This is a genomic window from Brevibacillus sp. MCWH, assembly GCF_013096935.1.
Taxonomy (GTDB): domain Bacteria; phylum Bacillota; class Bacilli; order Brevibacillales; family Brevibacillaceae; genus Brevibacillus; species Brevibacillus aydinogluensis.
In genome coordinates, this window is sequence record NZ_SDLF01000002.1 from 280112 (window position 1) to 303701 (window position 23590).

22 protein-coding genes are annotated in these 23590 nt (G+C 45.9%); 1 reads left to right on the plus strand and 21 read right to left on the minus strand.

Annotation, left to right across the window (positions count from 1 at the left end):
* Positions 1–292: 292 nt before the first annotated feature.
* Positions 293–577, plus strand: coding sequence for a hypothetical protein (locus tag ETC00_RS02970; RefSeq protein WP_171564464.1), 285 nt, complete (start codon positions 293–295; stop codon positions 575–577).
* A gap of 50 nt (positions 578–627) precedes the next feature.
* Here the strand turns inward: ETC00_RS02970 and ETC00_RS02975 are convergent, their stop codons facing one another.
* The 21 genes from ETC00_RS02975 to ETC00_RS03070 all read right to left on the minus strand — a co-directional run bounded on the left by ETC00_RS02975 (position 628) and on the right by ETC00_RS03070 (position 23585).
* Positions 628–1452, minus strand: a complete 825-nt coding sequence (locus ETC00_RS02975) for a nuclease-related domain-containing protein (RefSeq protein WP_171564465.1) — start codon at positions 1450–1452, stop codon at positions 628–630.
* 353 nt (positions 1453–1805) lie between these two features.
* The gene (locus ETC00_RS02980) at positions 1806–2198 is read right to left on the minus strand and encodes a VOC family protein (protein WP_171564466.1); all 393 of its coding nucleotides are present in this window, start codon (positions 2196–2198) and stop codon (positions 1806–1808) included.
* Positions 2199–2306: 108 nt separating this feature from the next.
* Positions 2307–4763 (minus strand): DEAD/DEAH box helicase family protein, encoded by a 2457-nt coding sequence (locus ETC00_RS02985; protein WP_171564467.1) that lies wholly within the window; start codon positions 4761–4763, stop codon positions 2307–2309.
* Positions 4763–5086, minus strand: a complete 324-nt coding sequence (locus ETC00_RS02990) for a nucleoside triphosphate pyrophosphohydrolase (protein ID WP_171564468.1) — start codon at positions 5084–5086, stop codon at positions 4763–4765. The genes ETC00_RS02985 and ETC00_RS02990 overlap by 1 nt, the downstream gene beginning before the upstream one ends.
* A 13-nt stretch (positions 5087–5099) precedes the next feature.
* The gene (locus ETC00_RS02995; RefSeq protein WP_371808866.1) at positions 5100–5483 is read right to left on the minus strand and encodes an HIT family protein; all 384 of its coding nucleotides are present in this window, start codon (positions 5481–5483) and stop codon (positions 5100–5102) included.
* Between the two features lie 313 nt (positions 5484–5796).
* Positions 5797–6486 (minus strand): glycosyltransferase family 2 protein, encoded by a 690-nt coding sequence (locus tag ETC00_RS03000; RefSeq protein ID WP_171564469.1) that lies wholly within the window; start codon positions 6484–6486, stop codon positions 5797–5799.
* The gene (locus ETC00_RS03005) at positions 6452–7927 is read right to left on the minus strand and encodes an alkaline phosphatase family protein (RefSeq protein WP_171564470.1); all 1476 of its coding nucleotides are present in this window, start codon (positions 7925–7927) and stop codon (positions 6452–6454) included. The genes ETC00_RS03000 and ETC00_RS03005 overlap by 35 nt, the downstream gene beginning before the upstream one ends.
* A complete protein-coding gene (locus ETC00_RS03010) occupies positions 7924–8871 on the minus strand; it encodes an NAD-dependent epimerase/dehydratase family protein (RefSeq protein ID WP_171564471.1) in 948 nt (315 codons plus the stop codon). Before ETC00_RS03010 ends, ETC00_RS03005 begins: the two co-directional genes overlap by 4 nt.
* A complete protein-coding gene (locus ETC00_RS03015) occupies positions 8868–9794 on the minus strand; it encodes an FTR1 family iron permease (RefSeq protein ID WP_171564472.1) in 927 nt (308 codons plus the stop codon). Before ETC00_RS03015 ends, ETC00_RS03010 begins: the two co-directional genes overlap by 4 nt.
* Before the next feature lie 32 nt (positions 9795–9826).
* Positions 9827–11299: a glycosyltransferase family 39 protein gene (locus tag ETC00_RS03020; protein WP_483296498.1), complete on the minus strand. Its 1473-nt coding sequence runs from the start codon at positions 11297–11299 to the stop codon at positions 9827–9829.
* Positions 11300–11344: 45 nt separating this feature from the next.
* Positions 11345–12109: a hypothetical protein gene (locus tag ETC00_RS03025; protein WP_249179047.1), complete on the minus strand. Its 765-nt coding sequence runs from the start codon at positions 12107–12109 to the stop codon at positions 11345–11347.
* 42 nt (positions 12110–12151) lie between these two features.
* A complete protein-coding gene (locus ETC00_RS03030; RefSeq protein WP_171564474.1) occupies positions 12152–13327 on the minus strand; it encodes a hypothetical protein in 1176 nt (391 codons plus the stop codon).
* Between the two features lie 104 nt (positions 13328–13431).
* Positions 13432–14736 (minus strand): UDP-glucose dehydrogenase family protein, encoded by a 1305-nt coding sequence (locus tag ETC00_RS03035; protein WP_171564475.1) that lies wholly within the window; start codon positions 14734–14736, stop codon positions 13432–13434.
* Positions 14729–15943, minus strand: coding sequence for a lysylphosphatidylglycerol synthase transmembrane domain-containing protein (locus ETC00_RS03040; RefSeq protein WP_171564476.1), 1215 nt, complete (start codon positions 15941–15943; stop codon positions 14729–14731). The genes ETC00_RS03035 and ETC00_RS03040 overlap by 8 nt, the downstream gene beginning before the upstream one ends.
* Positions 15944–16157: 214 nt before the next feature.
* Positions 16158–17474, minus strand: a complete 1317-nt coding sequence (locus ETC00_RS03045) for a restriction endonuclease (RefSeq protein WP_253264221.1) — start codon at positions 17472–17474, stop codon at positions 16158–16160.
* Between the two features lie 43 nt (positions 17475–17517).
* Positions 17518–17682: a hypothetical protein gene (locus ETC00_RS20595; protein ID WP_253264222.1), complete on the minus strand. Its 165-nt coding sequence runs from the start codon at positions 17680–17682 to the stop codon at positions 17518–17520.
* Positions 17683–18566: 884 nt separating this feature from the next.
* Positions 18567–19709, minus strand: coding sequence for an Ig-like domain-containing protein (locus ETC00_RS03050; protein WP_171564477.1), 1143 nt, complete (start codon positions 19707–19709; stop codon positions 18567–18569).
* 89 nt (positions 19710–19798) lie between these two features.
* Entirely contained in the window at positions 19799–20149 is a 351-nt protein-coding gene (locus ETC00_RS03055; protein WP_171564478.1) for a hypothetical protein, read from the minus strand.
* Between the two features lie 146 nt (positions 20150–20295).
* The gene (locus ETC00_RS03060) at positions 20296–21387 is read right to left on the minus strand and encodes a stalk domain-containing protein (RefSeq protein WP_171564479.1); all 1092 of its coding nucleotides are present in this window, start codon (positions 21385–21387) and stop codon (positions 20296–20298) included.
* 110 nt (positions 21388–21497) lie between these two features.
* Positions 21498–21746, minus strand: coding sequence for a hypothetical protein (locus ETC00_RS03065; RefSeq protein ID WP_171564480.1), 249 nt, complete (start codon positions 21744–21746; stop codon positions 21498–21500).
* A gap of 534 nt (positions 21747–22280) precedes the next feature.
* A complete protein-coding gene (locus ETC00_RS03070; RefSeq protein ID WP_171564481.1) occupies positions 22281–23585 on the minus strand; it encodes a phage portal protein in 1305 nt (434 codons plus the stop codon).
* Positions 23586–23590: the final 5 nt, after the last annotated feature.

The following is a 23590-nucleotide window of genomic DNA, read 5'->3' on the forward strand; positions in this document are numbered from 1 at the left end:
CCTGAACCAGTTCAGCCGCTATCGTAAAATGTCAGGCTCAACAAATCGCCAAGTCGTGCTGCGATTGCCTTTCCATAAAAAGGTTCAAGGGCGGCTGCAAAATCTGTGGGATTCCGAAGAAGCCTTTTAATGGTTTCATCCTTATCAGGTTTGTGCTTATACCTACTTTGTAAAAAGATTGGCCGTTATTCGATCGTTTTCCGTTCTGGTTTCCCCTGTTCAGCAAGTTACCGATAAAATCAAGAAATCCTTGATTTCTCAAGGATTTCTGCTGTTAGGAGTGTGGCATTCGGTGTTTGATCATTATACCAATCAATATGCGCGCTGGATTCGTGTACTTGCAGGTGTAGTACTTGCCGTTGGAATTATCAGTGGAGTCGTACTCTGGATGATTGACGAGAGACACTTCTTTCTCACCCTCGTGTCCCCTCTGGTTTACTCTATTGTCAGCAGTATCTTAATGTATGGGTTTGCAGAAATCATTGAGATCCTGTATCGGCTCTACCAGCGATTCGATGCAGTGGATAGCATCAACAGTCTCTTGAACATTTACGTGAGACAAAATAGCCGCCAGTAAAAGGCGGCTTTTCTTATGACATACCCTTCATGTCCTTTCGCACAAGCGACTTATTTTTGGTGATCATAACAATAAATTTTTCCTTTAAATCGGGCGGGATTGGCCAGGCAGTACTCTTTTACCTTTTGGGGTACTGGCTTGCCGCATATGGCACATTTTGCCTGTTCATTAACAATTGTCTTTTGAGTAAAAAGGCCGTTCCCTTTCAGACTGTCAGTATGCAATGCTCGAATTGCCGGATCGGTGATATTGGCTTGTTTTAACGCCAAATACATCTCGTCAATCTGCTCAGCCGTAAATTTGCTTTTCTTCTCTGTCAGTTTGATGTAGTTTATCTTTCGTTCAATGAATTCCGTCAACTCTATGTCATATACTATCAGGTCATTGGAAGAAATCTTCCGTAACGCTGGATCGACACTAAACGTAGCCCGTCTGGTAAATGAGATTAGGGAAACGATATCTTCTCGTGATGCGTTTGTAATCTTTCGTACGATTTCAATATGTCCGTAATTTTGGTTAAACGGATTCATCATAGTAAATCGATTGTTAACGTTCCACTGTTTGTCGTCTCGCCCTCCTTTGATCTCCCCTTGATAATTCTTCGTCTCGATAACAAAAATGGCATACGGTGTAAGGAGTACGTGGTCAATCTGAGAATAGCCAGACTTCGCTGCTGGGTTTGTCACCAGAAGGTCAGCAAGATGCTTATACTCTTTTGGCATCTGGTCCAACTGAATATTTACCTTGTACTCACCGATTTCCCCTTTTCTCACAGATTTTTTCTGCTGCTCTTGTTTATTTTTATTTTGCGTCACCTTTTTCGTGGCAGGTTCCTCTTTTTTTGACTGAAAGAGACCAAGTATTTTGGATATCAAGAGTAACACTCCTTGAAAATGCTGTTGCCTTCCCGCTTTTTAACTTGGAACTTATCTCGTAATCGCAGTCACTCCAAACGACATGATCTAGTAAAATTTTACACCAATAGTTTCAATAATAGTAGATCATTGGCCCCAACAATTCAACATCACAAACACGCATTTGTACGAGAGTCAGGGTGTTTCACATAAAAACTACTTGGTATAACCTCCTGCTTTAAGATCATGAAGCATCTCCCTCACCATTTCTGGCCGCCCGCATCTGTAAACAAAAAAACATCAGGGATTTCTCTGATTCCAAAGAGAATTACCCTGATGTTTCTGCTCTTGTCCGAATCGGTCAAAGCGATGAGCTACTTTTCTTCGCAGACGTAGTTGGCAATCTCGACCAGATTCTGGTCGGGATCGCGCAGGTAGACAGAGAGGATCGGCCCTGTCGCTCCCGTCCGTCGCACCGGTCCTTCAACGATCTCCCCGCCGTGCGACACAATGTGGCGGATCACCTCGTCAAGCGGTGTCTCGGTGATAAAGCACACATCGGCTGACCCCGGGGTCGGGTGCAGCGCTTTCGGTTCAAACTCCTTGCCCGCCTCATGCAGATTGATTTTCTGCTGCCCGAACTGCAACGCCTTCCTGCCGTTGCCAAACGTGACCTCTTCCATTCCCAATATTGTCGTGTAAAAACGGACCGTCGCATCGATATCCTTGACGGTCAAGACAAAATGGTCCAAACGATCGATCTTCATTTGCTCCGCCTCCTGTCAAACTCTCACGTTTTTCCAGGGTGAGAAAAGGATGATGGTGGAGTTCGCCTGCTTCTTGCCGGCATAGCCACCGTCCCTTACTCAAGCAGTTCATTGAGTGTTTTCTCTCTCAATCTGATTCCCCGCTTTCTTTTCAAAATGGACGTGCAGCCGGTACAGACAAATATCTCTCGTCCAGCGGTAGAGAATGGGGCTGTCCTGGGGGTCGATATCGAAATTCAGGGAAAACACACCGTCGGTGAAAGCAACCAATCCCTTCGAGCTGCCGCTCCAATTGCTCATCGGCTTTTCGGCTATCAACTTGGCCACTTGTTCCTCGTTGTAGGTCCATAATTTCTGTGATGATTTGTCCGAGAAGTCAATCCGTTTGCGGAATTCCTTCTCCGTCAAATACCGATGAAAGAAAGGAGCAACCTCTCGCGGAGTCACGGAGTGATACCATCTTTGCTCTCCCCGATTCAGCATGTAAAGCAGGACGATCATTTTATAGCTTTTTGTCATTGAAGTCGCTTCGACTTCGTTGAGCCAATGCTCATATTTTCTCAGCAGTTCACTCTCCAGCTGACTTAATTGACCAGCCCAATCCAGAAAACGGATGTACGACGTAAATTCCTGTCTGTACGCACGGCTGTTTTCCCTGCCGTACAGATGAAGTTCCAGGTAGGTTGGAATCCGACCCAAATCGCGTTTGACTTCCTCAAAAGCCTGGAGAAGTTTTTCCTTGCGCGGCTGCCTTTTACGCGCCATTTCTTGCAGCAGGTTGATCACACCCGTTTCCAGTTCCATGCTGCAATTAAACGGTACGACAGGCTTGCAGTCCTGATTCTTTCTTTCCGTACCCGTTCTTGTATCAAAAAGGGTCAGTTTCACATCCGCATTGCGATAGTTTCCAATCAAATCAATAATCGTGCAGTATTCTTTGGTCGGATACAAACGCAAGCCGCGGCCAACTTGCTGGGTAAAAATCGTTAACGATTCCGTCGGACGGACAAACAAGAGCGTATCCACCGAGGGGATATCCGTTCCTTCATTAAAAAGATCAACAGTAAAAATGACGTCCAGCTCTCCTTTTTCCATCTGGCGAATCGCCTCTGCCCGAGACATTTCCCTCGTCCTGGAGTGAAGGCTGAGCGCCCGAACACCTTTAGCCCGAAAAAATGTACTCAAGAAATCCGCTTGACGGATTGAGGAGCAAAAGGCAAGCGTTCTGGTTTGCTTATGTTTGTTCCACGCCGCATATATTTTTGCAGCCATCTCTTCTTTGAGCTGTGCCTGTAACAGCTCTTCTTCGGCATAACGGTTGCCCAACCAGGTGATTTGCGAATAATCCGTATCGTCATACACGCCATAGTAGCGAAACGGAGCCAACCATCCTCGCTGCACTGCTTCGATGAAATCGAGCTGAAAGGCAACATTTCCGTCACAGATGGCGTATACGTCTTTCCCGTCTGTCCGATATGGCGTCGCGGTGATTCCCAGCAGGAAAGTGGGTTGAAAATAATCTAGCACTCGCCTGTATGAGTTCGCCGCAGCATGGTGAAACTCGTCCACGATAATCAGGTCAAACTCGTCTGGACGAAACCTTTCCAGATGCCGCTTTATGCTTAACGTGTAGATCGAGGCAAAAACGGAATCTGCTTGTCTTTCCTTTGTTTGGCCGTCATAGATCCCGCCGGTTCGTTCCGGCATCACTTCCGCAAAGGAACGGCGCGCCTGGTACAGCAGCTCTTCCCTATGGGCGATAAAGAGAACCCTGTTAAAGTTTCTTGCAAAAAAAGCAGCCAGATACGTTTTCCCTAGTCCGGTAGCCATGACCACCATCGCTTTGTCATAGCCTTCACTCATCGTTTTTTCCAATTCTTCGAGCGCGATTTGCTGAGCTGGACGCGGAACAATACCACCATAGGAAGCGACTGCTTCTTTCAGCACAAAAGAATCCCGTTTTTCGGCATCCTCGTATACCGGCATGGTTAGTTCAATCTCTTCCGTTTCCGTCCACGTCTTCACAAGGGAGGGATGAAGACGGTGATACTCCTCATACTCCCTTGCATAATCCATACAAGTCTCGCTGTTCAGGGGAACTGTCTGCTCATGGTAAAACAGGTGCATGAATCTGGTTTGCGCTTCTTCAAATGTCATGGGTGCAGCCTTGGCCTGCATCGCCAGATTCCACTCGACGCCATACGTTAATGCGGACCGCGACAGATTGGATGAGCCAACAATCAAAACCCCATCGTTGTCTTCATATTGGAGGAGATACGCTTTGGGATGAAAAGATGTTCCGCCACTTCGCCACAGGCGTACCTCTATACGCGGGTCAATCTCAAGCAGTGCCTGCAGCGCATGTGGCTGCGTCACAAACAGGTAATCTCCAGCAAGCACCTTTACTTCTGCGCCGAGTTCGATTGCCTCTTTCAAATGCGGCTCAAGCAGGCGAACACCGGAGTACATGACAAAAGAGGTGAGTATGTAAATGGAGGAAGCTTTCTTCATCTCCCTCGTCATTTCTGTAAACAGATTTTCCGTAATAAGTCTGACGTCTGCCATTAATCTTCTACCTCATGAAGAAACAGCTTTTGCTCGAATCCTCCCCGCTTCTCCGCTTTGGATCTGCGAATCTCTTCCAGATCCCTCGGGGAAGCTCCGTGAACACGGGCGAGCGCATATACGACTTCCAATACATCCGCCAGTTCTTCCAGACTTTCCCGATCGGATTTAGCAGAGTTGTACTCGTCAAGCTCTTCCTGGCACTTTTCACGGAGCTTGACCAGGTACTCTTCATCTGATAATACGCTGGTCGTATATCGTTTCCCGGTTGCTGCGATAATTTCCGGTATCCGGTCTCGGATCAATTTGTTGTAGATCGGCATAATACATTCTCCTTTAGGGATACGGTACGAGATTGGGGATTGCTTTGCGGATTCCCCCACGCGGGTCGTCAATGTCTCCCTTGTAACGGGGAATCAAGTGTACGTGCAGATGCATCACTGTCTGTCCGCCGTACTCCCCAACATTGACGCCGATGTTGTAGCCGTCGGGGATGTATTCTCGATCAAGCAGTTCTTTTCCCTGCTTTATCAGCTCATGGACGGCCATGATCTCTTCATCAGCGGCGTCGAAGTAAGTGGCCACATGACGTTTGGGTACGATCAACAAATGGCCTCGTTGAACCGGGTATTTATCATAAAAGGCAATGGCTTTGTCGTTTTCCAGGATGATTTTAAGAGACTGTGTATCGCAGAAAGGGCATTTCATCATTATTACCATACATCCTCCTCACTCTTTATATGCTCTGATAACAAGTTTACCTTATCCGGCAGAAGTTTGGTGTCGTGATCAGCAGTCATCCAGATTATAGCCATTTTTCTTCTCACGAATTGCCTCAACACGAATGGATCTGTGACCATTTTCCCTCACAATTCCTTATGATCAGCATAAACAGGCTTGCGCTGATATGACGGATTACCATGATGCGGCAACCGCTCGACCGTCCCCTGGTTAATCCCGGGGTTTTTTGTTAAATGATCGACAACAGCAAAAAACCCTTGATTTCTCAAGGGTTTGACGAGCGACAAGTTTGCTATTGCCTTCTCCATTCGCGCCAGATCGCAGGGAATACGTTGGTCACATACCCTTTGAAGGTGATAAATGACTCCCCGGTCTGACGGACTTTATAGGGGATATCCACTTCACGCAAGCGGTATCCCTTACGCAAAATATTCATCGTCATCACTTGGGCGTAATTGTAATCGTGAATGATCTCCAGGTCCCTAAGGACTGATCGGGAAAAGGCGCGAAAGCCTGTCTGTCCGTCCGTGATCCATTGACGCAAAAGGATGACCTGCAATGCGGTGAAAAAATAGTTTCCCAGCCTCCTGTGCAGCTTCATGCCTTTGACCCGTCGCATGAAGCGGGAGGCCAATACATAGTCTGCCTGGCCGTCAAGAATCGGGGCAACCACACGCGGGATATGGTCCGCCGGGTACTCGTCGTCCGCATCGATCATCACTGCCAAATCCGCGCCCAATTCATAGGCTTTCTTCAGACCTGCTCGTACCGCTGCACCCAATCCCCGATTGGTGGAAAAGCGAAGGATGTGCTCTACTCCTGCTGCCTTGGCCACTTCCTCTGTCCGATCCGTCGAGCCATCGTTTACCACCAACACTTCCACCTGGACATCATGCTGAAAATGTCTGGGTACCTTGCCGATCACACGGGCAATCGATTCTTCCTCGTTAAATGCGGGGATGACGATGATCAGTTTTTTCATGCTGTGTTCCACCATCCTGTACAAACGCTTCGTGTAATACTGGTCCTCTCGCATGGTCTGGAATCGGGACACCCAAGAGCGCGCTGATCGTGGCAGCGACAGATACGATGCTGCGGAACTCGTTTACTCGTTGTCCCTGCTTGATCATGGGACCATGCATCATGAAAGGAACGAATCGCTCTCCTTCATCGAGATGCCCATGTCCGCCAATCCCGTTTCCTTGTCCGTGGTCAGCCATGACAATAAACGCCGTATCATCCAAAAGCCCGCGCTCTCCCAGCCAGGAGTGGAAGTCTGCGATTAACTTGTCCGCTTCGTGAATCTTTTGCAGATATTCGGGGTAATGCACCCCCCGGCTGTGCCCCGTTTGATCGACGGCAATCATCTGGACGATAAACAGATCCGGTTGTTCTCGTTCATAGATCACTTTTGCCTGATTCATAATCTTGTAGTCAACGATATCGTTGTGAGAAACAGCCGTGAAACTCTCCACGTCATCGCCGAAGGCATCAATCAGATGGGCGCAGCCGAACAGAATGCCTTTTTTCCCTTGCTTCTTCAACACATCGAAAATACTCTCCACCTTCACCCCAAGGCTCCACACCATGTTGGATCGGATACCGTGCTCCCGTGGATACGTACCTGTGAACATGGAGGAGAAGCATGTCACGGTCCGGGCTGGATAGATCGTCTCCATCGTCTCATAAACTGTACCTTCCCGCATGAGTTGATGAAGGAATGGCGCATCCGCCTGATACAGCTTGTCCTTTCGGCAACCGTCAATCACCACGATCACCACTCGCTTGGCCAGGGGTTTTTCAGGAAGCTCATTTGGCGTGACATAATGCGGATACTCCTTGGGCTTCCAGTTAAACAGGAAACGATGAACCAGGTACGCGTAAACGGCCAATATGATCGTGAAAACGAGTACCTTTCCTCCCGTTCCTCCCCCCGGTTCCGCCTGATAAAGCGCCGTAAACAGGATCAATTGCAGGGTGAATTTCGGTACCTGCTCCAGTACATTGCCGCTCGTAGAATCACTGTTGATCAAAAAGAGCCGCCATATCCGCAAAAAGTTCCACCAGGTGGTCCCGATCCGCAGGTGATAGTAAAGCGTTCCCCAGAAAAAGACCGTAAAAAACACGTACATACCAAGCGCAAACCAGATGAGATTCCCATCCATTACACCAAACAGGATGCCGCCCGCAAGCAGGGGAACCAACAAAAACCAGCGCAGATGAAGCGGAAAATCAAACAAATAATACACCACAAAAACAGGCAGCATGTATACAAAAGCATGGAAAAAGGACGCTGCCTGCAGATCCGTCGCGTGGTACATCAAAAAAACGCCAAGCACAAACACGGGCGTGAATGTCTTGCCTTCGTTCAAGACATTCCAGCATCGTGCCATGACAACCTCGATTGCGGAAGCCTTCTTCATCTCTTCACTCCTTCCTCCCAAAACCAGTCAGCAAACAACCGGATTCCCTCTGAAAGCGATACCTGTGCCCGAAATTCCAGCTCCTGCTCGGCACGGGTCGTGTCAGCCCACGTGAGCGGCACATCGCCAGCAGGAAGGTCTCTCCACTCAATCACGGCACGTTTGCCTATTGCCTTCTCCAGTTCTGCCACCAGTTTCTCCAACGGAACCACGCACCCATTCCCCAGGTTATAGGTTCGATTCACAGCTTGGGGACGAAAGCAGGCGCGGACAATGCCGTCGGCAATATCTGACACATAGGTGTAGTCTCGTCCCATTGCGCCCCGGTACAAGGTAATCGGTTCTCCATTCATCATCTTCATGACAAATTTCCAGAGAGCCATGTCCGGTCGTTGCTCGGGGCCGTACACCGTAAACGGGCGAACGATCGTCACAGGCAGATGATACAGCCTCTGATAGGTGCGGCAGTACATCTCGGCCGCTGCCTTCGCTGCGGCATAAGGCGAGACAGGCTGCAGCTCATCATCCTCCCGGCAAGGACGATTGACAGCCGGTCCGTATACGGAGGAAGAGGAAGCAAAGACAAACCGGGATACTCCGAACTGAGCAGCCAGGGAAAGTACATGAACCGTCCCCTTCACATCCACGTCCACGTACTTGGCAGGATGGACAAGCGACGGTTGAACCCCCGGCATGGCAGCGAGGTGAATCACGCGATCAGGCTGAAAAAAATGAAATACCTTTTCCAACTCCGAAAAGGTAAGGATATCGACATGGCGCCATTGCACATGCGGCAACTTCAACAGCTTGTTCAGGCGCTCCTTTTTCCATTTGGGATCATAGTAGGGGTCGAGTGAATCCACGATGAGAACCTGATGATCGTGAAGTTTTTCCACGACATGGGAGCCGATAAAACCGGCTCCCCCTGTAATTAATACCTTCATGCTTTTACTTCCTTTGTCTGTACAGTCTGTTCACGTGTCTTCCCTTGCGGCAGTTCAGGTTTGTGCTCTCCGCGACCGCGCAGCAGCAAATACAATACCAGGAAATATCCCCAATAAATCAAGAACTCTTCGAGCGAAGGTGAGGACGAGTACCCGAACAGCGCCTTCAGGAAAATACCGACCTGCCCGGAAATGAGCGGTTCTTGACCGTGATCCCGGATGTAATGTTCTTCATCGATGGGATGCTCCGGCATAAACCACGTCAGATCATACAATTGCGGCGTCACAGAGCCGATGACATGCATGTCCTGAAGGATGGAAAACCCCTGGACGAATAATCCTGCGGCGATCAAAACGATAAATACACCCGTAATCTTGAAGAACGTCTTGAGCTGAATCCGCATCGTGCCTTTGAAAAAGAAGTAGGTCACGACAGCAGCCAGAAGGATACCGGCAAATGAACCCCATGTCTGCATGGCTTTGCCGATGTCTCCGCCCGTAATCGCGGCGAAGAAAAAGACAGTCTCCACACCTTCGCGAAGAACGACGAGAAAAGCGTGAACCACCATGCCGACGACATTACCGGTGGTAATAAACTGGCTGTATTTTCCCTGCAACTTGCCGGAGACTTCCTTGGATTGCTCCGCCATCCAGAACACCATTTGGGTCAGCAAAACTCCGGAAACGAGCATGATCCCTGCTTTCATATAGTTCTGGGAACCCATTGAGGCGAACCCGTCCAGCACGACCTGGAAGAGCAGTGCCATCCCCAAAGAGGCAACAATCGCGAGCGATGCGCCGAGCCAGACGTGCTTGACGTACTCCGGATGATCTACCCGCTTTAGATACGAGGTAATAATTCCGACGATTAACAATGCCTCCAGCGCTTCTCGAAAGGTAATCAAAAATGCTTGCAATTCCACCCCGTTCACCTCCGCATGCTGTCATGAACCTGCTACTGCCCGGTCTTGATCAGTCTGATCCACTCTTGTCTTTTATCCTGACGAACTTCGTATAATACGATGTCATGGTACGTGGGATAGAGCCACTCATTTCCCCGAAATCGGGCTGCTTCCTTCACATATTCCTTCAGCTGTTCATTGTGAAATCCGTCCAATACACGATCTGTCAAATAAACATGATCGGGCAGCACGGAATACGCAAGGATGGAGGCCTGAAAATCGGACCACTTCCTGAGCCGGACAGTTGTAACAGAAGGATAAAGGTAACGTATGACGCGTTCTTCTTCATACGTATAAATGATACTCGATTCACCACGATCAGCTTGTGCCACATAATGGGCGAGTTGTGCCATTGGTGAATCCGTCACCGGCTGCTCACGGACCTGGATGACACCCACGGCAGCCGTACTTGCGGCCAGTGCTGTCAACAAGATGGGGGAGAACCGCCTCCACTGCTGCAAGCCCCAGACAATGCCCCAGATCAATGGAATCATCAATGGCAGGATATGACGAGGCTTCTCGACATTCTGGGCAAAAAAGGCCCAGAGGAGATAGGGAACGATCCACAGGAAAAGCAACACGATGTGTTCCTTGTTCCCCGTCTGCAGCCAGCGCGTCTTTCCTACCGCTATTCCACCCCCCGTGATTCCCGCACAAACAAGAATCAGGATGAGACAGCTGAACCATGAGTTCTGCTCGTTCCACGGCGCCCCCAGCCCGGCGGCAAACCACTGCCGCCCAATCCAATAGAGAAGTCGCTCTCCCGCATCGCTTCCTGTGTACGCTCCTCCCCAATCGGAAAAATGACCTTCTGTGAATGCTGCTGCCAACCTCCAGAAACCTGTGAGGCTTCCCACATTCAGCACCAATCCGTACAGCCACAACAGATTGACCAATAATGAAGAAACGATTGCACTGACAACATCGCCGTACCGCCGGGTATCCCTGCCGTACACGTACAATGCCCAGGCAAACACGGCTCCCAATGGCAGGTACGAGATCCTCACGCCGTACAATAAGCCCAGCAGGATTCCCGAGAACACCAGTACCAGTGCCCGCTTTTTCTCCGCCAAACCAGGGTCAACCACGACCAATGAGGCAGCTACGAGCCAGACAGCCAGCAAATTGCCGAAGCTGTCCGAAAGCGGTTGGGTTCCCAAGACCATGCCAAGCGGGTTTACTGCCCAAAGAACCGCCACCCAGACAGCTGTCCGCTGATGGCTGCACCGCTTGACAATCGAATACAGCGGGAACACTGTGCAAGCGTTCGCAAGAGCAGACAGAAGGGACAGCGCCAAAAACGGATTCGCGATCAAACGCGCGAAGCCAATGGCAACCAACATGTATACCGGATAGCCGGGAAAATGCGGCTGCATCAGCGACAGATCGTAATTGTCCACGCCAAGGGCGAAGTCAACATCATCCCAGCCAGCCGGTCCATGTGCCAGAAATGGCAGGCGGATCACAAAGGCCAAGCACGCGATTCCAAACGGAAGCAGGACATTCATCTCTTATGTGCGCCGTTTTTGCATCGTGCGAACAACGATGAACAAGATCACGAGCACGATCAGGACAAGCGGCAGCCAATTCTTTAGATTGTCTGTTATGGTGGAGGTATCGTTCCCCACTTCATTTCCCGGACCTTGCCCAGGTGTGAAATGCCCCACTTTCAATTCAGGCATGTTGAAAAATGTCTGAAGGCTTTGCAAGATCTCATCCTTGTGAGTGATGAACGCCTGCTGATCCGGTTCCTTCACGCCAACCCCGAACAGCCCGGGATTCCCCAACGCCTGCAGTGTCAGATCAAAACTTTCCCGTACTTTCTGATCCAATGCCGCATCTTTTCCCTTGATGACAGGGGAAAGGGCATCATAGGTAGCCAACGCTTTGGCAAGCAGCAGTTTGCTCTGCTGATAGTTGGCGAATTCCTTCTCCGCGCTTTCCAGGCGCCTTGCAACGTTTAACACAAGCGTCTTCTGGTACGCACTGATTGCAGCCTGTTTATCCTGCGCCAGCAACGCTTGCGTGATCGCCTGACTCGGCTCCGGCCCCATGTGCATGTCCAGTTCCTGTTTGATGCTCTCAAAGGTCTTGGAAGCTCCTGCGTAGTCAGCCGGCGTTTGATTCAGTTTTGCCACGACTTGTTTGTAGTTCTCCGCCACAGCCTCTTCGTTTGGATTGCCGTATGAATACGCGAACGCCGCATGCGGCACAAGCGTAAACACCGCCAATAACAAAGCAAAGAGGGAGGACATGAACTTACGTGCATAAGACATTACCCAGCCCCCCTGCAAATCCACTTTTCTTATTCTGTTACATTATTTCCCGTATTTTTCAAGCAAGTCGAGCACAGGCTTGATCTGTTTGAAACTCTCATCTGCTTTTGCCTTGTCCTGAGCTTTTACGGCGTCAAGATACTGCTGCGCAAGTTTCTGGAGGGCATCCGCTTTCTCCGCACTGCCGAGAGCCTTCGGCAGATCCGTCTTGATCATATCGATGAACAGAGCTCCTTCGAGCGCGGTGATTGCTGCCTTGTCGTTGCCCCAGTTTTCAACAGACGCTTCATATTCACTCTTGGCTGTCTTCGCAATCGCGCGCACATACGCTTGATTGATTGTGTCGCCTTTGACGTTTTTCACGTCGTTGGAGAGATCGAACTGGCTGTTAATGAAATCCGCATCTTCTTTGTCGTGTTTCTCCAGGTAAGATTGCAGAGATTGGAAGAACGCCCAGCCTTCTGCCTGACCTACTCTCGCGTCATCCGCCTTGCCTTCTTTCACCAGTTTCTCAATCTTGTAGGCGTATCCTTTTTCAGCGCCCGATGCCAGGTAGAATGCTTTCATGATGGATTTGTCGACGACTTGCTTGCCAAGGTTAAACGCGAGATTGTCGCCTTTTTCAATGGCGCCTTCCATCTCGGCAAAACCGGCGTCAATTGCGCTGACGAGTTGCGTTTCATACGCATTGTCGCGCTTCTCGATCATCGCTTTCAGCACGCCGTCATAATATTCTTTTGCTTCGCCCAATTCCTTTTTCGCTTCGTCTTTGTTGGCGAATTGATCATTTGCTCCCTTGAACTCGTTGCGAATGGAAAGGAACGCTACTTTTTGCAGCAATTTATCGCCGATCTGGGCAACAACTTTTGCCGGCAGCTGACCGTCCTTGCCTGCGTTCAAAGCAGCAGTGATTTGTTCATTTACTTGTGCACTGTTCGCTTCATCCATGGATTGAACATGAGATTTTAATTTTTCGTCGTACAGTTTGATCGCTTTGTCCCAATCCACTTGTTCTGCTTTCAAGACTCCTACCAGTTCTTTGGTTGCACCGACAAGATCAGCAACCGCAGATTTCCTGGCCTCCTCTTGCGCAGCCGGTTGTTGTGTCGTTTGGGTCTGCGCATTGTCTTGAGGCTGCGCCGCAGGCTTGTCACCGCATCCAGCAAGCAGCAGGCTCATGACCAAAGCAGTCGTGGAAAGAACTTTTACCGGTTTCATGTTACGAGGTCCCCCTAAGGTGCGTTTTATTGATAATCATTATCACTCTCAGCAAAACTCATTGTAAAGATAATGAGACTCGTTGTCAATTAGCAAAGAAAAAATTATCGGCCAATCGCTATATAATCGAACCCCATCTGCTCCAGTTTCGCTCGTTGATAAAGAGAGCGAAAATCAAACATAACCTTGCGCGACAAGGCCTGAGCTACTCTGTCCAAATCAAGTTGGCGAAACGATGGCCAATCTGTGACGATTACGATTCCGTCCTGGCCGGCCGCTGCTTCATACTCGTCTTCGGCGTAGAGACACCCATCTCCCCACAACTGCCTGGCCTCATCCAGCGCCTGCGGATCATACAGCGTCAGTTCTGCCCCCAACTGCAGCAGTTGGTTGATGATGGGAATTGCCGGGGATTGGCGCATGTCGCTGGTTCCCCCTTTGAAGGCTGTTCCCAGCACGCCAAGTTTGATGCCGTCCAGGGTGTTGTAATAATCGCTGATCTTTTGGACAGCGTAGCGATGCTGCATGTGGTTGCTCTCCATCATTGCTTCGATGATCGGCAGGGGCATCCCCCTCTCGCGGAAAAAGTGCGCAAAGGCTGCCGTGTCCTTTGGCAGGCAGGAGCCCCCGTAACCAGGACCCGGTTGAAGATAAGCCGGACCAATACGAGGGTCCTGGCCAATCGCCCGAGCGATTGTCAAGACATCTGCACCGACCAGATCACACACTCTAGAAATCTCATTGATAAACGCTACCTTCATCGCCAGAAAGCTGTTTGCGCTGTATTTGATCATCTCTGCTGTCTGAAAGTTGGTATAGATAAACGGTACCTCGCGTTCAATCAACGGCTGATAGATCCGCTGCAACCGCTCGATTGGAGCAGAGCGATCCGTCCCGATCACAACGCGATCAGGCCGCATAAAGTCGGCGATGGCCGATCCCTCCCGCAAAAATTCAGGGTTGGTCGCCACCTCAAAAGAACAAATGCCCGCCAGCCGTTCCCCGAGAAATTCCTTCACTCGCTGGGTCGTGCCCGGCGGGACTGTGCTCTTGATCACGATCAGTTTGTCTTCCGTCATGTGTTCGCTGATGGTGGACACGGCTGCGAACAGGTCGGACAGTTCGACGCTGCCATCAGGGAGACTGGGGGTTCCCACCGCGACAAAAATGACATCAGCGGATCGAATTGCAATGGAAGCATCGGGTGTAAACGTCAACAGTCCCTTCTGCATACTCTGGGCCATCCATTCTTCCAGTCCCGGTTCGAAGAAAGGAACCTGCCCTTTGTTCAGCGATTCGATCTTCTCCTTGTCCACATCGGTACAAACGACAGGCCATCCAAAAGCAGAAAGGCCGACCGCTGTTGTCAATCCGACATAACCCGCTCCCAACACGGCAACCTTATCCATTGCTCTCACCTCTGTTCCGATTCTTGCTGATCCAACTTCTCAATTCGCTCCATGGTATGGGGAGAGCGATCCACGCCCACAGCCCTGCCAGATAGGAAAAGGCAAACTTCCATCCGTGCGTCAGCAATGCCACCTCGTATGCTTGCTGCCAGCCCACACCAGCAGTCACCAGCGAAAACGTCATGACACTCTCATACGTACCCAACCCGCCAGGCGTAAAATGAAACAGCTGCCCTGCGATCGTCATGCTGTTTACCCAGAGACCTTTCAGTACGGAAAGATCGATGGACAAGGCATTCGTCACTCCCAGCACAACAAACGCTTCCAGCCCCCAGCTGGCAGCAATCGCCGCACAGATGAACCATCCTTTGGGGCCCGTAAAGGCTGTTTTGACGATCTGCACATGTTTTTTCAGCAAGGGCTTTTTCATCCCCCAGCGGAGCAAAACAACCAGACCTGCTGCCCCGATACCAGCGACCAGAAACAGAGTCGTCCACGCGTATGCGAGCCCCATCCAGAAGACGCCGATCCCCGCATATGCCGCCAGTACCAACAGATCAAGCGATCGCATCACCACGACAGAATGCAGGGATTCATCCCACTGCACATCCTTTTCTTTCGCCAGCAATCCAATTCGCACGGCGTCCCCTGCCTTGACGGGCAAAACGTGATTGATGAACAAACTGTAGAATTGCGCATACAAAAAGACAGAAAACGCGACATCCTTATTCACATACCATTTCCAGGCAAACGCTCTGAGACAAAAGGCCATCCCGTAGAGGAGCGCCATCCCCGCAAGCGTAAACGGATGGTGAAGCAATGTGAGGAGCTGTCTGTTTATCGCCTTCAGATCCAAAAAGAACACGCACAATCCCACAAATGCGGCAAACAACATCAGTTTACACACAAAAAAAAGCAGACGCTTCCCCATACTCATCATGTCCCTCTTCCCGCCTGGAGGTTTACGCACTTCCGTATTTCCAACAGAAAGATTATAAAGATCATAAAGGCAGTTCGCAATGATTCTCAGCTTCCCCCTGATTTTTTTTGCCGGACCATAAAAAAACCCCCTGCGTTCCCAGGGGTTACAGTCTGTAGACAAAGTCCGCGGTGTCATGTGTGATGGTTTCCGCTCGCTCTCTTGATGACCAGCGAAGGAGTGGGTAGCGTCCGCTCCAAAACGCGGAACGGGCAGGAGGGCCAACATGTGGGTATTTCGAAGAAGTCAGACTTGTGCCCCCTGTCTTCCTCACGTCCTGCGCTTCTCCGCTGAGGAAGTCGTTAGAGGAGCTCGTCTCGGCCCCCATCACTCCATTTATTCCCCGACTTCGCGTAGCACGATAAGGGGAAGGACAGTGCCTTTCCTAATGTCCTATCGATGTAATACACACCATCAACCAATTTGAGTGAGAAAAGGGAATCTACCTTTGAAGCTGAATGGTTACGTTATAACCAAATTCTTGGAACATGTAAACTAAGTTTGAACCGTCTATCAAGGTAATCGGCTTATCTTTTGCAAACTCTCTAGAGTCATTCCCAAAGTAACTGGTTGTAACTAATATACCTTTTGTAGCCCCTTCCGCCATTAAAGTCCCATAAAGATCCCTGACGGCTGAAACAGGAACCACGTTATTATACCGTTTCGCCTGGATTACAAATTTTCCACCTCTTATCGGATCCGGATCAAAAGCTATTGCGTCGACTCCCCCATCACGACTCGCTTGTGTCACCTTTACTTCTGCACCGTCTTTGGAAAACACCCTGGCAAATAATTCTCTAACTAGGTGTTCAAAATCCTCCCAGTCCATGGTCGCAAGATTCGTTTCAGCGTTTAGACCAGCTAGAACATCTCTGGATTCAACGAACCTTGAATCCTCTTTCTTTATATCAAGAATGGGTCTTACCGGGGCTAGGTGTGCTAATGGGCCAGCGGAAATTCCTTTTAAGTTTCGGAAACATTCTTTGGGATCGACCCTTTCAAGATTTAATGCTTCGAACTCTTCTCGAGATGCCTGACAGGACATTATACAAGAACGAAAGTCATTGCCTGTTTTCGGATCAACACCACTTATCCACCCGTTAAAAACAACCGATTTTACGGCATTGATGTAAACAGATTCAAAGACCTCATGAATGGTTCGAAGGCAAATTTGATATAGAACATTTTCGTAGTAAATCTCAAATTCTTTCTTTTTCATTTCGACACGATCGATAGCTTTGCGAGAAGCAACATACTTGTATTGAATAACTTTGGGTACGGATTCTTGTGATGGTAATTCAAAGGAAATAATGATGGTACCACTTATCGGTTCATACTGAACTTCATAATCTCTTTCTAATCCTTCAGGATATGTAGAGCGTTCGAGTACCATATAAACATACTTTTCGATTGCATCTCCATGTCCTAATTCGAAATCGGTTTTAAACTGATCAATCAATTCGTTTTGTTCTTTCTGTTTAGCTAAAAACTCTTCTTTTCTTTTTTCATATTCTTTCAATCTGGTCTCGAACAAAGTTTTTGCCTCATCTACTTTTTTAAGTCGGGCTTCTTTCTTTGATTTGAAAAAGAATTCAAGGATCCGATTTTCCTTGGGCACATTTAATTCATTCAATATATTATCAAATTTCGGACTTTTTTCGATATCTTCATACTCGTTCTTCTCTTTTAATGCCTCCCAGTTTAGCTTATCATCTACTCTCAAAGTAGATTTGAGAATATTTTTGTAATCCTCAATCAACTTTTGTGCCTGTAAGGTATCAAATTCCGCCTGGCTTTTAAGGTCAGCTATTGCAGCTCGTTCTCTCTTTTAATTCCCTTTCTTTCCATTTTCGTAATTGTTCTTCCGCCTTAAATTGAACCTCTGCCTTGGTGGCCCCTTTTATTTCCTTATATACGCCTAAGTAACTATTCGTCACAATAGTACTATAATAATATTTTCGTGCCATACAGATACCCCCTAGCTATGACCGAGTGTCACTATAAATTTTCTCCAATTAGTTCCTTATTCCTACATGTATTATCGAACAAAATCGACAATATTAAAGAACCTCCTCTTAAGGAGGTTCCATTGAGTTCTTAACAAGAAATGAAATAGATACATGTTTTCAGTAATCTCACTTGTCTACATGCAACGCCTTTAGTCAATATGGCTGTATGAGGATAAACAAAAAATTAATGCAGCAACTCTTTATACCTATATCTAACGAAATACAATATCATCCCTACCTTAAGCAAGGTAGAATGTATAATCTGACCCCGATGATGCTTCAGCAATATAATCATCTCATAAAAATTAAAGTATATAGGGCCTTGTGACCAAGAACGTGGCATTGATCAGCCCAACGTATAAAAAAGAAGTTCTCTTTAAAATACCAATCAGTTCCGAAAGTTTTTTGGAGATTGCGAAGGAAAGCTCGTACTACATGATTTTTTCTCATCATAACATCGGGCAATTGAAAGAGGGAAATTCTTGGACTAGCTTGGGGTATGTTAATCTTGAGAAAGGATATCTGGTAAGATGTTTTGATCACTGTCCTAAGGACGGGGATCAGTAGCTCTTTTGGACCACAAAACGAAAAAAATCAAAAAACCCTTGATTTCTCAAGGGTTTCATCTACTTATGTATGGTGATCCGGACTGGGTTCGAACCAGCGACCCCCACCCTGTCAAGGAAACTGAAACGAAAAGTTACCGTATCAATGACTGGGCTTGTCCTCGATATATCAAACCACTTACTTCCAGTATCATTTACCATAAATATATAGTAGTCAGGATAAGAAGTCAAGTGGTCGCTAAAATATCTCCGATAATTCATAAAGTTTGTTTCAATCTAAATCAAACCCTTCACCACTATCTGCTTTTCAGTTGTCAAACTCCCATCATTCAGTGTGCAAATCAACTTGAAGTAACCTGTTCTATTAGCTTTCAATGTGCAACTTTCATTTGTCTGACTTATTATGGTCACTAAATCCGTTGTTCCTCCTTCTGGATTAGCGATACTCCACGTTGCCGGTTGCATTGAAACCTGTCGCCCACTGTTGGTCAATACGGCATTCCATGTTTTAGTTTGTGTCACTCTCATATTAGGATCGCCAACGATAGTTAGAGCGAAATTATCTTGTTGAACTGCTTCAACAGTGAGTGTAATAGTATCCTGAACATCTAATTTTTGAGCTAATGCAGCCGTAATGGTCACGAATCCTGTATTAACTGCCATCACCAATCCTTTTTCATCCACTGTTGCGATATTGGGATCACTTGAACTATATATAACTGTTTTATCCGTTACAACATTTCCATTCAGGGTGACAGATACATTCAGCTGCAGAGTGTATCCTTGTTGAATGGAGGTTTCCGTGTTTGTAATGTTAAGAGCATAAACCCATTTTTTTGCGTCAGCAATTTCATTTTTTATGTCATCAAGGGCTGTATTAAACTGATCTTCTTTGCACCACAATCTAAGCAATCCTTTTTCCGTTCTATCAATGGCTTCAACAGCCCAAGCCCTGCCCATTTTGATGAATCGTTGCCCAACTCCGATTTGCAATGTTTCTTGATTCTCCTGCATCGTCACAACAATCTTACTTGCTGGCAAGGTCATAAATTGACCAATTTCCACGTCAAAAACACGCCCATCAACGATTGCAGGAAACTCTTTTACTATACCTTCAAAATTAAACTTAATTGGATAATCACAAACACGCATGATGCCTTTGTATTTTCCATATCTTTGTCCATTAATCTCACTAATAATAAGCCAATCCTCATCACAGTAATGAACTAAATCACCACATTTAATCGGTTGAAGCGTAGATATCTTCTTGTCATCATAGTCAATAGCAGTAGAAGTTTGGTTTATTGGTGTGTTTGTGATTACTGCTCTTACAGAGTGATTGTTAACTAGAACATCCTGTCCTAAAATATCAAAGATGTACTGAATATCATCTGGATTGGTTTGAAACAGGTTTATCATTGTTTTAGCTCCTTTCTTTAAAGTAAGGACAGTAAATTTCCGACTTATTTACTCACCAATACCAAGTTAGGGACAAGCTGTCCCTATGTTTATCTGTCAAATAGCATAAAAAAACAGCCATTTTGGCTGGCTGCCTTTGACTCGTCAATCTTCATTTTTCGAATTTTGTTTTCCAACTGGTCGATCCTTGCCATAAGGTTCTCATGGAATTGGCTTACAGTTTGATCATCTGTCGTGTAGTTTTTCATTAGGTGCGGCTGATTGGCAATGGATTCCAATATTGCGAGTGCCGTTTCGTAGATTTTTCGTGTTTGCGATTTGTTTGTTGGGTTATATATATCGTTGGAATTCAAGCCATTTTCAGCTAGATAAATAGATATTTCAGCCTCCGAAAGCGATATACCTTTTATTTCCATGAACAAGCGTTCTTGATTGGTCATAAGTGCTTCCTCCTTTTTGGGCAAAAAAGAGAGGTGTCCCATAGTTGAACTGCACCCCGTCAAGTAATAAAACCTGTCTACTGTATGAGGAGCATATCAAGTCATCGTAGATGACTTTTGGGACACCCCTCTTTTACAATTATCTATTATTTAACCTGTTGCCATGAGGTAAGAATACCATTTTTAAAGTAAAGATATGATGTACCAAATGTTTTATAATCATACACCCACTGCTCAAAAGTTCCCCAAGAATATGTAGATATATTTTTTCTTGTTGGTGTCCCAAGAGAAAGAGAAACCATGTCTTTATTCATTCCTACAAAGACAGAACCTTTCTTTACATGATCCCATACTTTTTGTGACCATTTGTAGTATGTGTATGGGTTAAAATCTAGAAAACTCATTCTAAAATCAAGAGCGTCTTCAACATCCATATAATAAGTATATTTTCCTGATATTAGCCAAATTCTATAATTGTACAGTACCGAATCACTTTTCTCTTCCACTTTAGTTATCCAGAATGGAGTTAAGTTTTCAATTGAAGATATATTTCCTGAAGTATCGTAAACCAGTCCGTTTCTATAAAATATATTTTTCCCTAAGTAACTACTTATTTCCTTTTTGAATTCTATAACTTTCTGGCTTTCTTGTTGTTGAACATTGTTAGTTGGTTTAGTGGTTGTATACTGTGGATTTGGACTTGAATTCCATGATACCTCTTGGAACGGATTTTTTAAACTCTTGTGATAAATGGCGACAATATTTAAACCAGCATTGTATTCAACAAGATAATCTCTGTAACTAAACATGCTCCGAACTAATGAAACTGGAATGAATAATTTATCCCCAACCATTCGAGGAGCAACATCTAGGTTAATTTGTTGACCTTCAAATATATAATAATTTTGATTTGCTGTAATTTGAAAAGTTTTACCCTCTCTAGAGACGCCTACCATTGTACCATTTTCTAATTTATATAATCCTGCGCGATCACCTTTTTCCCATTTATCCTTAAACCTCCCTTGAAAGAAAGCATCATAAATACTGAAACTCGACAATATTGGGCCTGCATCCATTAATACTGTATTGCCCTCTTTAATCGGTTCTTGTGGATAAAAACCAATTTCTTTACCATTCACTAATACTTTTGGAGTGCTACTATCAGCTGCGTAAACAGTAGAGATACTGTATACTAGCAGCAATAAAACAACAAGGAATAGGTTAATCATTCTCCTCATAAGAAAATCCTCCTAATTCAGGATAAGGATGATTTTACCATACATCAATAAATATTTGATCGCTGTCGTCAAAAAATCTAAGTTTGTGGTCACAAGTCCATTGAAGATAACTATCTGTAAACATGTCTTGGGAACTCATTTAATACGATGTAATCTCCACATGACTTACAATCAAAACGTATTTCTTTAACTTCTGCCGTTACTTCTTCAATTTCATCGACAGAATAATCGTAATCCAACTCAATTTCAGATATCCTGAAACGCTCATCATTGACATTCAAGTGTACATGTTGACCTTTAGTAACAGGTACTAATTCAACAAAATGACCGCATTTTTCACAAATGATGAGTATTTTCACAATCACACTACCTCCATTTTTATAATGATTTGTACAATACTACCATTACCCTTTCTCTAATGACTAGAAACATTTACTACCCCATTTACATAGATTAATCTAATTTTCCTTGTGTGTGTAATTGAGTATGCTAGGCAGCCCTTTTCCCCTTTTGGGGTATCGAACATTTCTATGAAAACTTGATTTCATCATGTCTTATTCCCGAACAATTTCCCTAAAGCAAACCGCGTATAACTATACTTATACGTACCTGACCACAAATTAGGCAAAAACCCGACCACAATCTCAATAAGTTAGTGGTCAACATGTTCACAAACAAAATACAAACCTAGATCAATCAACAAAAGGCAGCAGAAGGAACGCAAAAAAAAATCTCACCTTCCTCTGCCTCTTTATTTATTTTTATTGATTCACTAGATGAAACAGTATGGGTAACATGTGTGTGCGAGTGAGCATTATCCCTATCCACACAATCCCTTACAAATTCTATGGTTATTTCCCAATACCATTTCCCAAATGATCAGATTTCATGTATTATTTTCTCCCTTCATATCCCCTCTGATTCTCCTTCAATCGTTCCATTTCTTGTACTACATCTGTAGTATATGGACTATGTTCTAGGATACTTTGCAAACTAATTGCCCCCATGTCGTTAAGCGTCTTCAGGTTATCAATTGTCTCCTTAGCATTTTGCGGAGTGGCATATGTAAATACAATACTCAAAGAATCAAATTCATCGTCTCTCAACGTGATTCCCTGATACGCCAATAATTTTCTTATCTGCTCAAACCTCTTTTCAATGCCTTCACGCATGATACGCTCATTTTGGCTGGCTTTAATATTGGCTAATGAGAAGAGCAGTTTAACAGAAACCTCCGACAAGTTGCTAATGTCAGTTTTATTCATGCTGACAGCGGGTGTTTGACTGACATCAAGCAATGCTTGCAGTAAGGTTTTCCAAACAGTCTGGAAACTATTTGTGTCTAATTCTGTTGTCACCATCTTGAAGTCGGCTCCATCATCCAATTGAAGCCCTTGCCCCACCAGATTCGGATTTATCCCGCTGCCTTTGATCTCTTGTCCAATGGTTACAGGAATTGGATTGTGATGCTTGTAGAATGAATCGCTGAACTTGCTAAGTAAATCCTCCATACCATCCAGGATGGATATATACTCACTCACATCTGATCTCCCAGTATTCTCGTCTGTTTCTGAACTGTTTAAATAAATAATGGGCAATCCGCTCAGATTGGAATATTTACCAATCAAACGCAATTGCCCACCTTTATTATTATACTTTTGAACTGTATCAGGATAGTACACCGTATAGTAATCTACATTATCAATAGAATAATGCTGTATGAATGCTACATAGTTATTTTCATCATCAATGACAGGGTAACTGTCGGCAGGATCAATTATCGTTGACTTAATTGTTTTATCAATATCCAAAAACACATATTCTGCCGCCATACCATATTTAAGGACTTTATTCAATATGTCATAGTTGATACGGTCATATTTTCCTTTGATATGTACTCGTTTAAACTCTTTTACGGCTCTCTCATCACCTGTAATGGTTATTCCTTTTGTCAATAAGTAATTGGCGTGGAATGAAATTAGCGTCTTAGCATAATTAAGAACGATTTTACGTGTTTCATATATATTGCCATTCCACACTTCATTTCCACGCTGGATGATCCTATGCTTACCGTCAAGATATTCCTTGGTGTCTAAGACTTCCATAATCCGCTTCTGATTGGCATAACTATTACACTCTTGGACAAACCAGTCACTAACATCAGCGTATTTATCTTTAATATATTGTTCAATGCTCATATTGA

Coding starts and splice junctions, on each gene's coding strand:
- ETC00_RS03055 (WP_171564478.1), bottom strand. CDS start 20,149: ATGACCAATCAAGAACGCTTGTTCATGGAAATAAAAGGTATATCGCTT.
- ETC00_RS03040 (WP_171564476.1), bottom strand. CDS start 15,943: ATGTTGGCCCTCCTGCCCGTTCCGCGTTTTGGAGCGGACGCTACCCAC.
- ETC00_RS20595 (WP_253264222.1), bottom strand. CDS start 17,682: ATGGCACGAAAATATTATTATAGTACTATTGTGACGAATAGTTACTTA.
- ETC00_RS02980 (WP_171564466.1), bottom strand. CDS start 2,198: ATGAAGATCGATCGTTTGGACCATTTTGTCTTGACCGTCAAGGATATC.
- ETC00_RS03035 (WP_171564475.1), bottom strand. CDS start 14,736: ATGGATAAGGTTGCCGTGTTGGGAGCGGGTTATGTCGGATTGACAACA.
- ETC00_RS03005 (WP_171564470.1), bottom strand. CDS start 7,927: ATGAAGAAGGCTTCCGCAATCGAGGTTGTCATGGCACGATGCTGGAAT.
- ETC00_RS03060 (WP_171564479.1), bottom strand. CDS start 21,387: ATGAGGAGAATGATTAACCTATTCCTTGTTGTTTTATTGCTGCTAGTA.
- ETC00_RS02985 (WP_171564467.1), bottom strand. CDS start 4,763: ATGGCAGACGTCAGACTTATTACGGAAAATCTGTTTACAGAAATGACG.
- ETC00_RS03010 (WP_171564471.1), bottom strand. CDS start 8,871: ATGAAGGTATTAATTACAGGGGGAGCCGGTTTTATCGGCTCCCATGTC.
- ETC00_RS02995 (WP_371808866.1), bottom strand. CDS start 5,483: ATGGTAATAATGATGAAATGCCCTTTCTGCGATACACAGTCTCTTAAA.
- ETC00_RS03070 (WP_171564481.1), bottom strand. CDS start 23,585: ATGAGCATTGAACAATATATTAAAGATAAATACGCTGATGTTAGTGAC.
- ETC00_RS03030 (WP_171564474.1), bottom strand. CDS start 13,327: ATGAAACCGGTAAAAGTTCTTTCCACGACTGCTTTGGTCATGAGCCTG.
- ETC00_RS03000 (WP_171564469.1), bottom strand. CDS start 6,486: ATGAAAAAACTGATCATCGTCATCCCCGCATTTAACGAGGAAGAATCG.
- ETC00_RS02990 (WP_171564468.1), bottom strand. CDS start 5,086: ATGCCGATCTACAACAAATTGATCCGAGACCGGATACCGGAAATTATC.
- ETC00_RS03025 (WP_249179047.1), bottom strand. CDS start 12,109: ATGTCTTATGCACGTAAGTTCATGTCCTCCCTCTTTGCTTTGTTATTG.
- ETC00_RS03050 (WP_171564477.1), bottom strand. CDS start 19,709: ATGATAAACCTGTTTCAAACCAATCCAGATGATATTCAGTACATCTTT.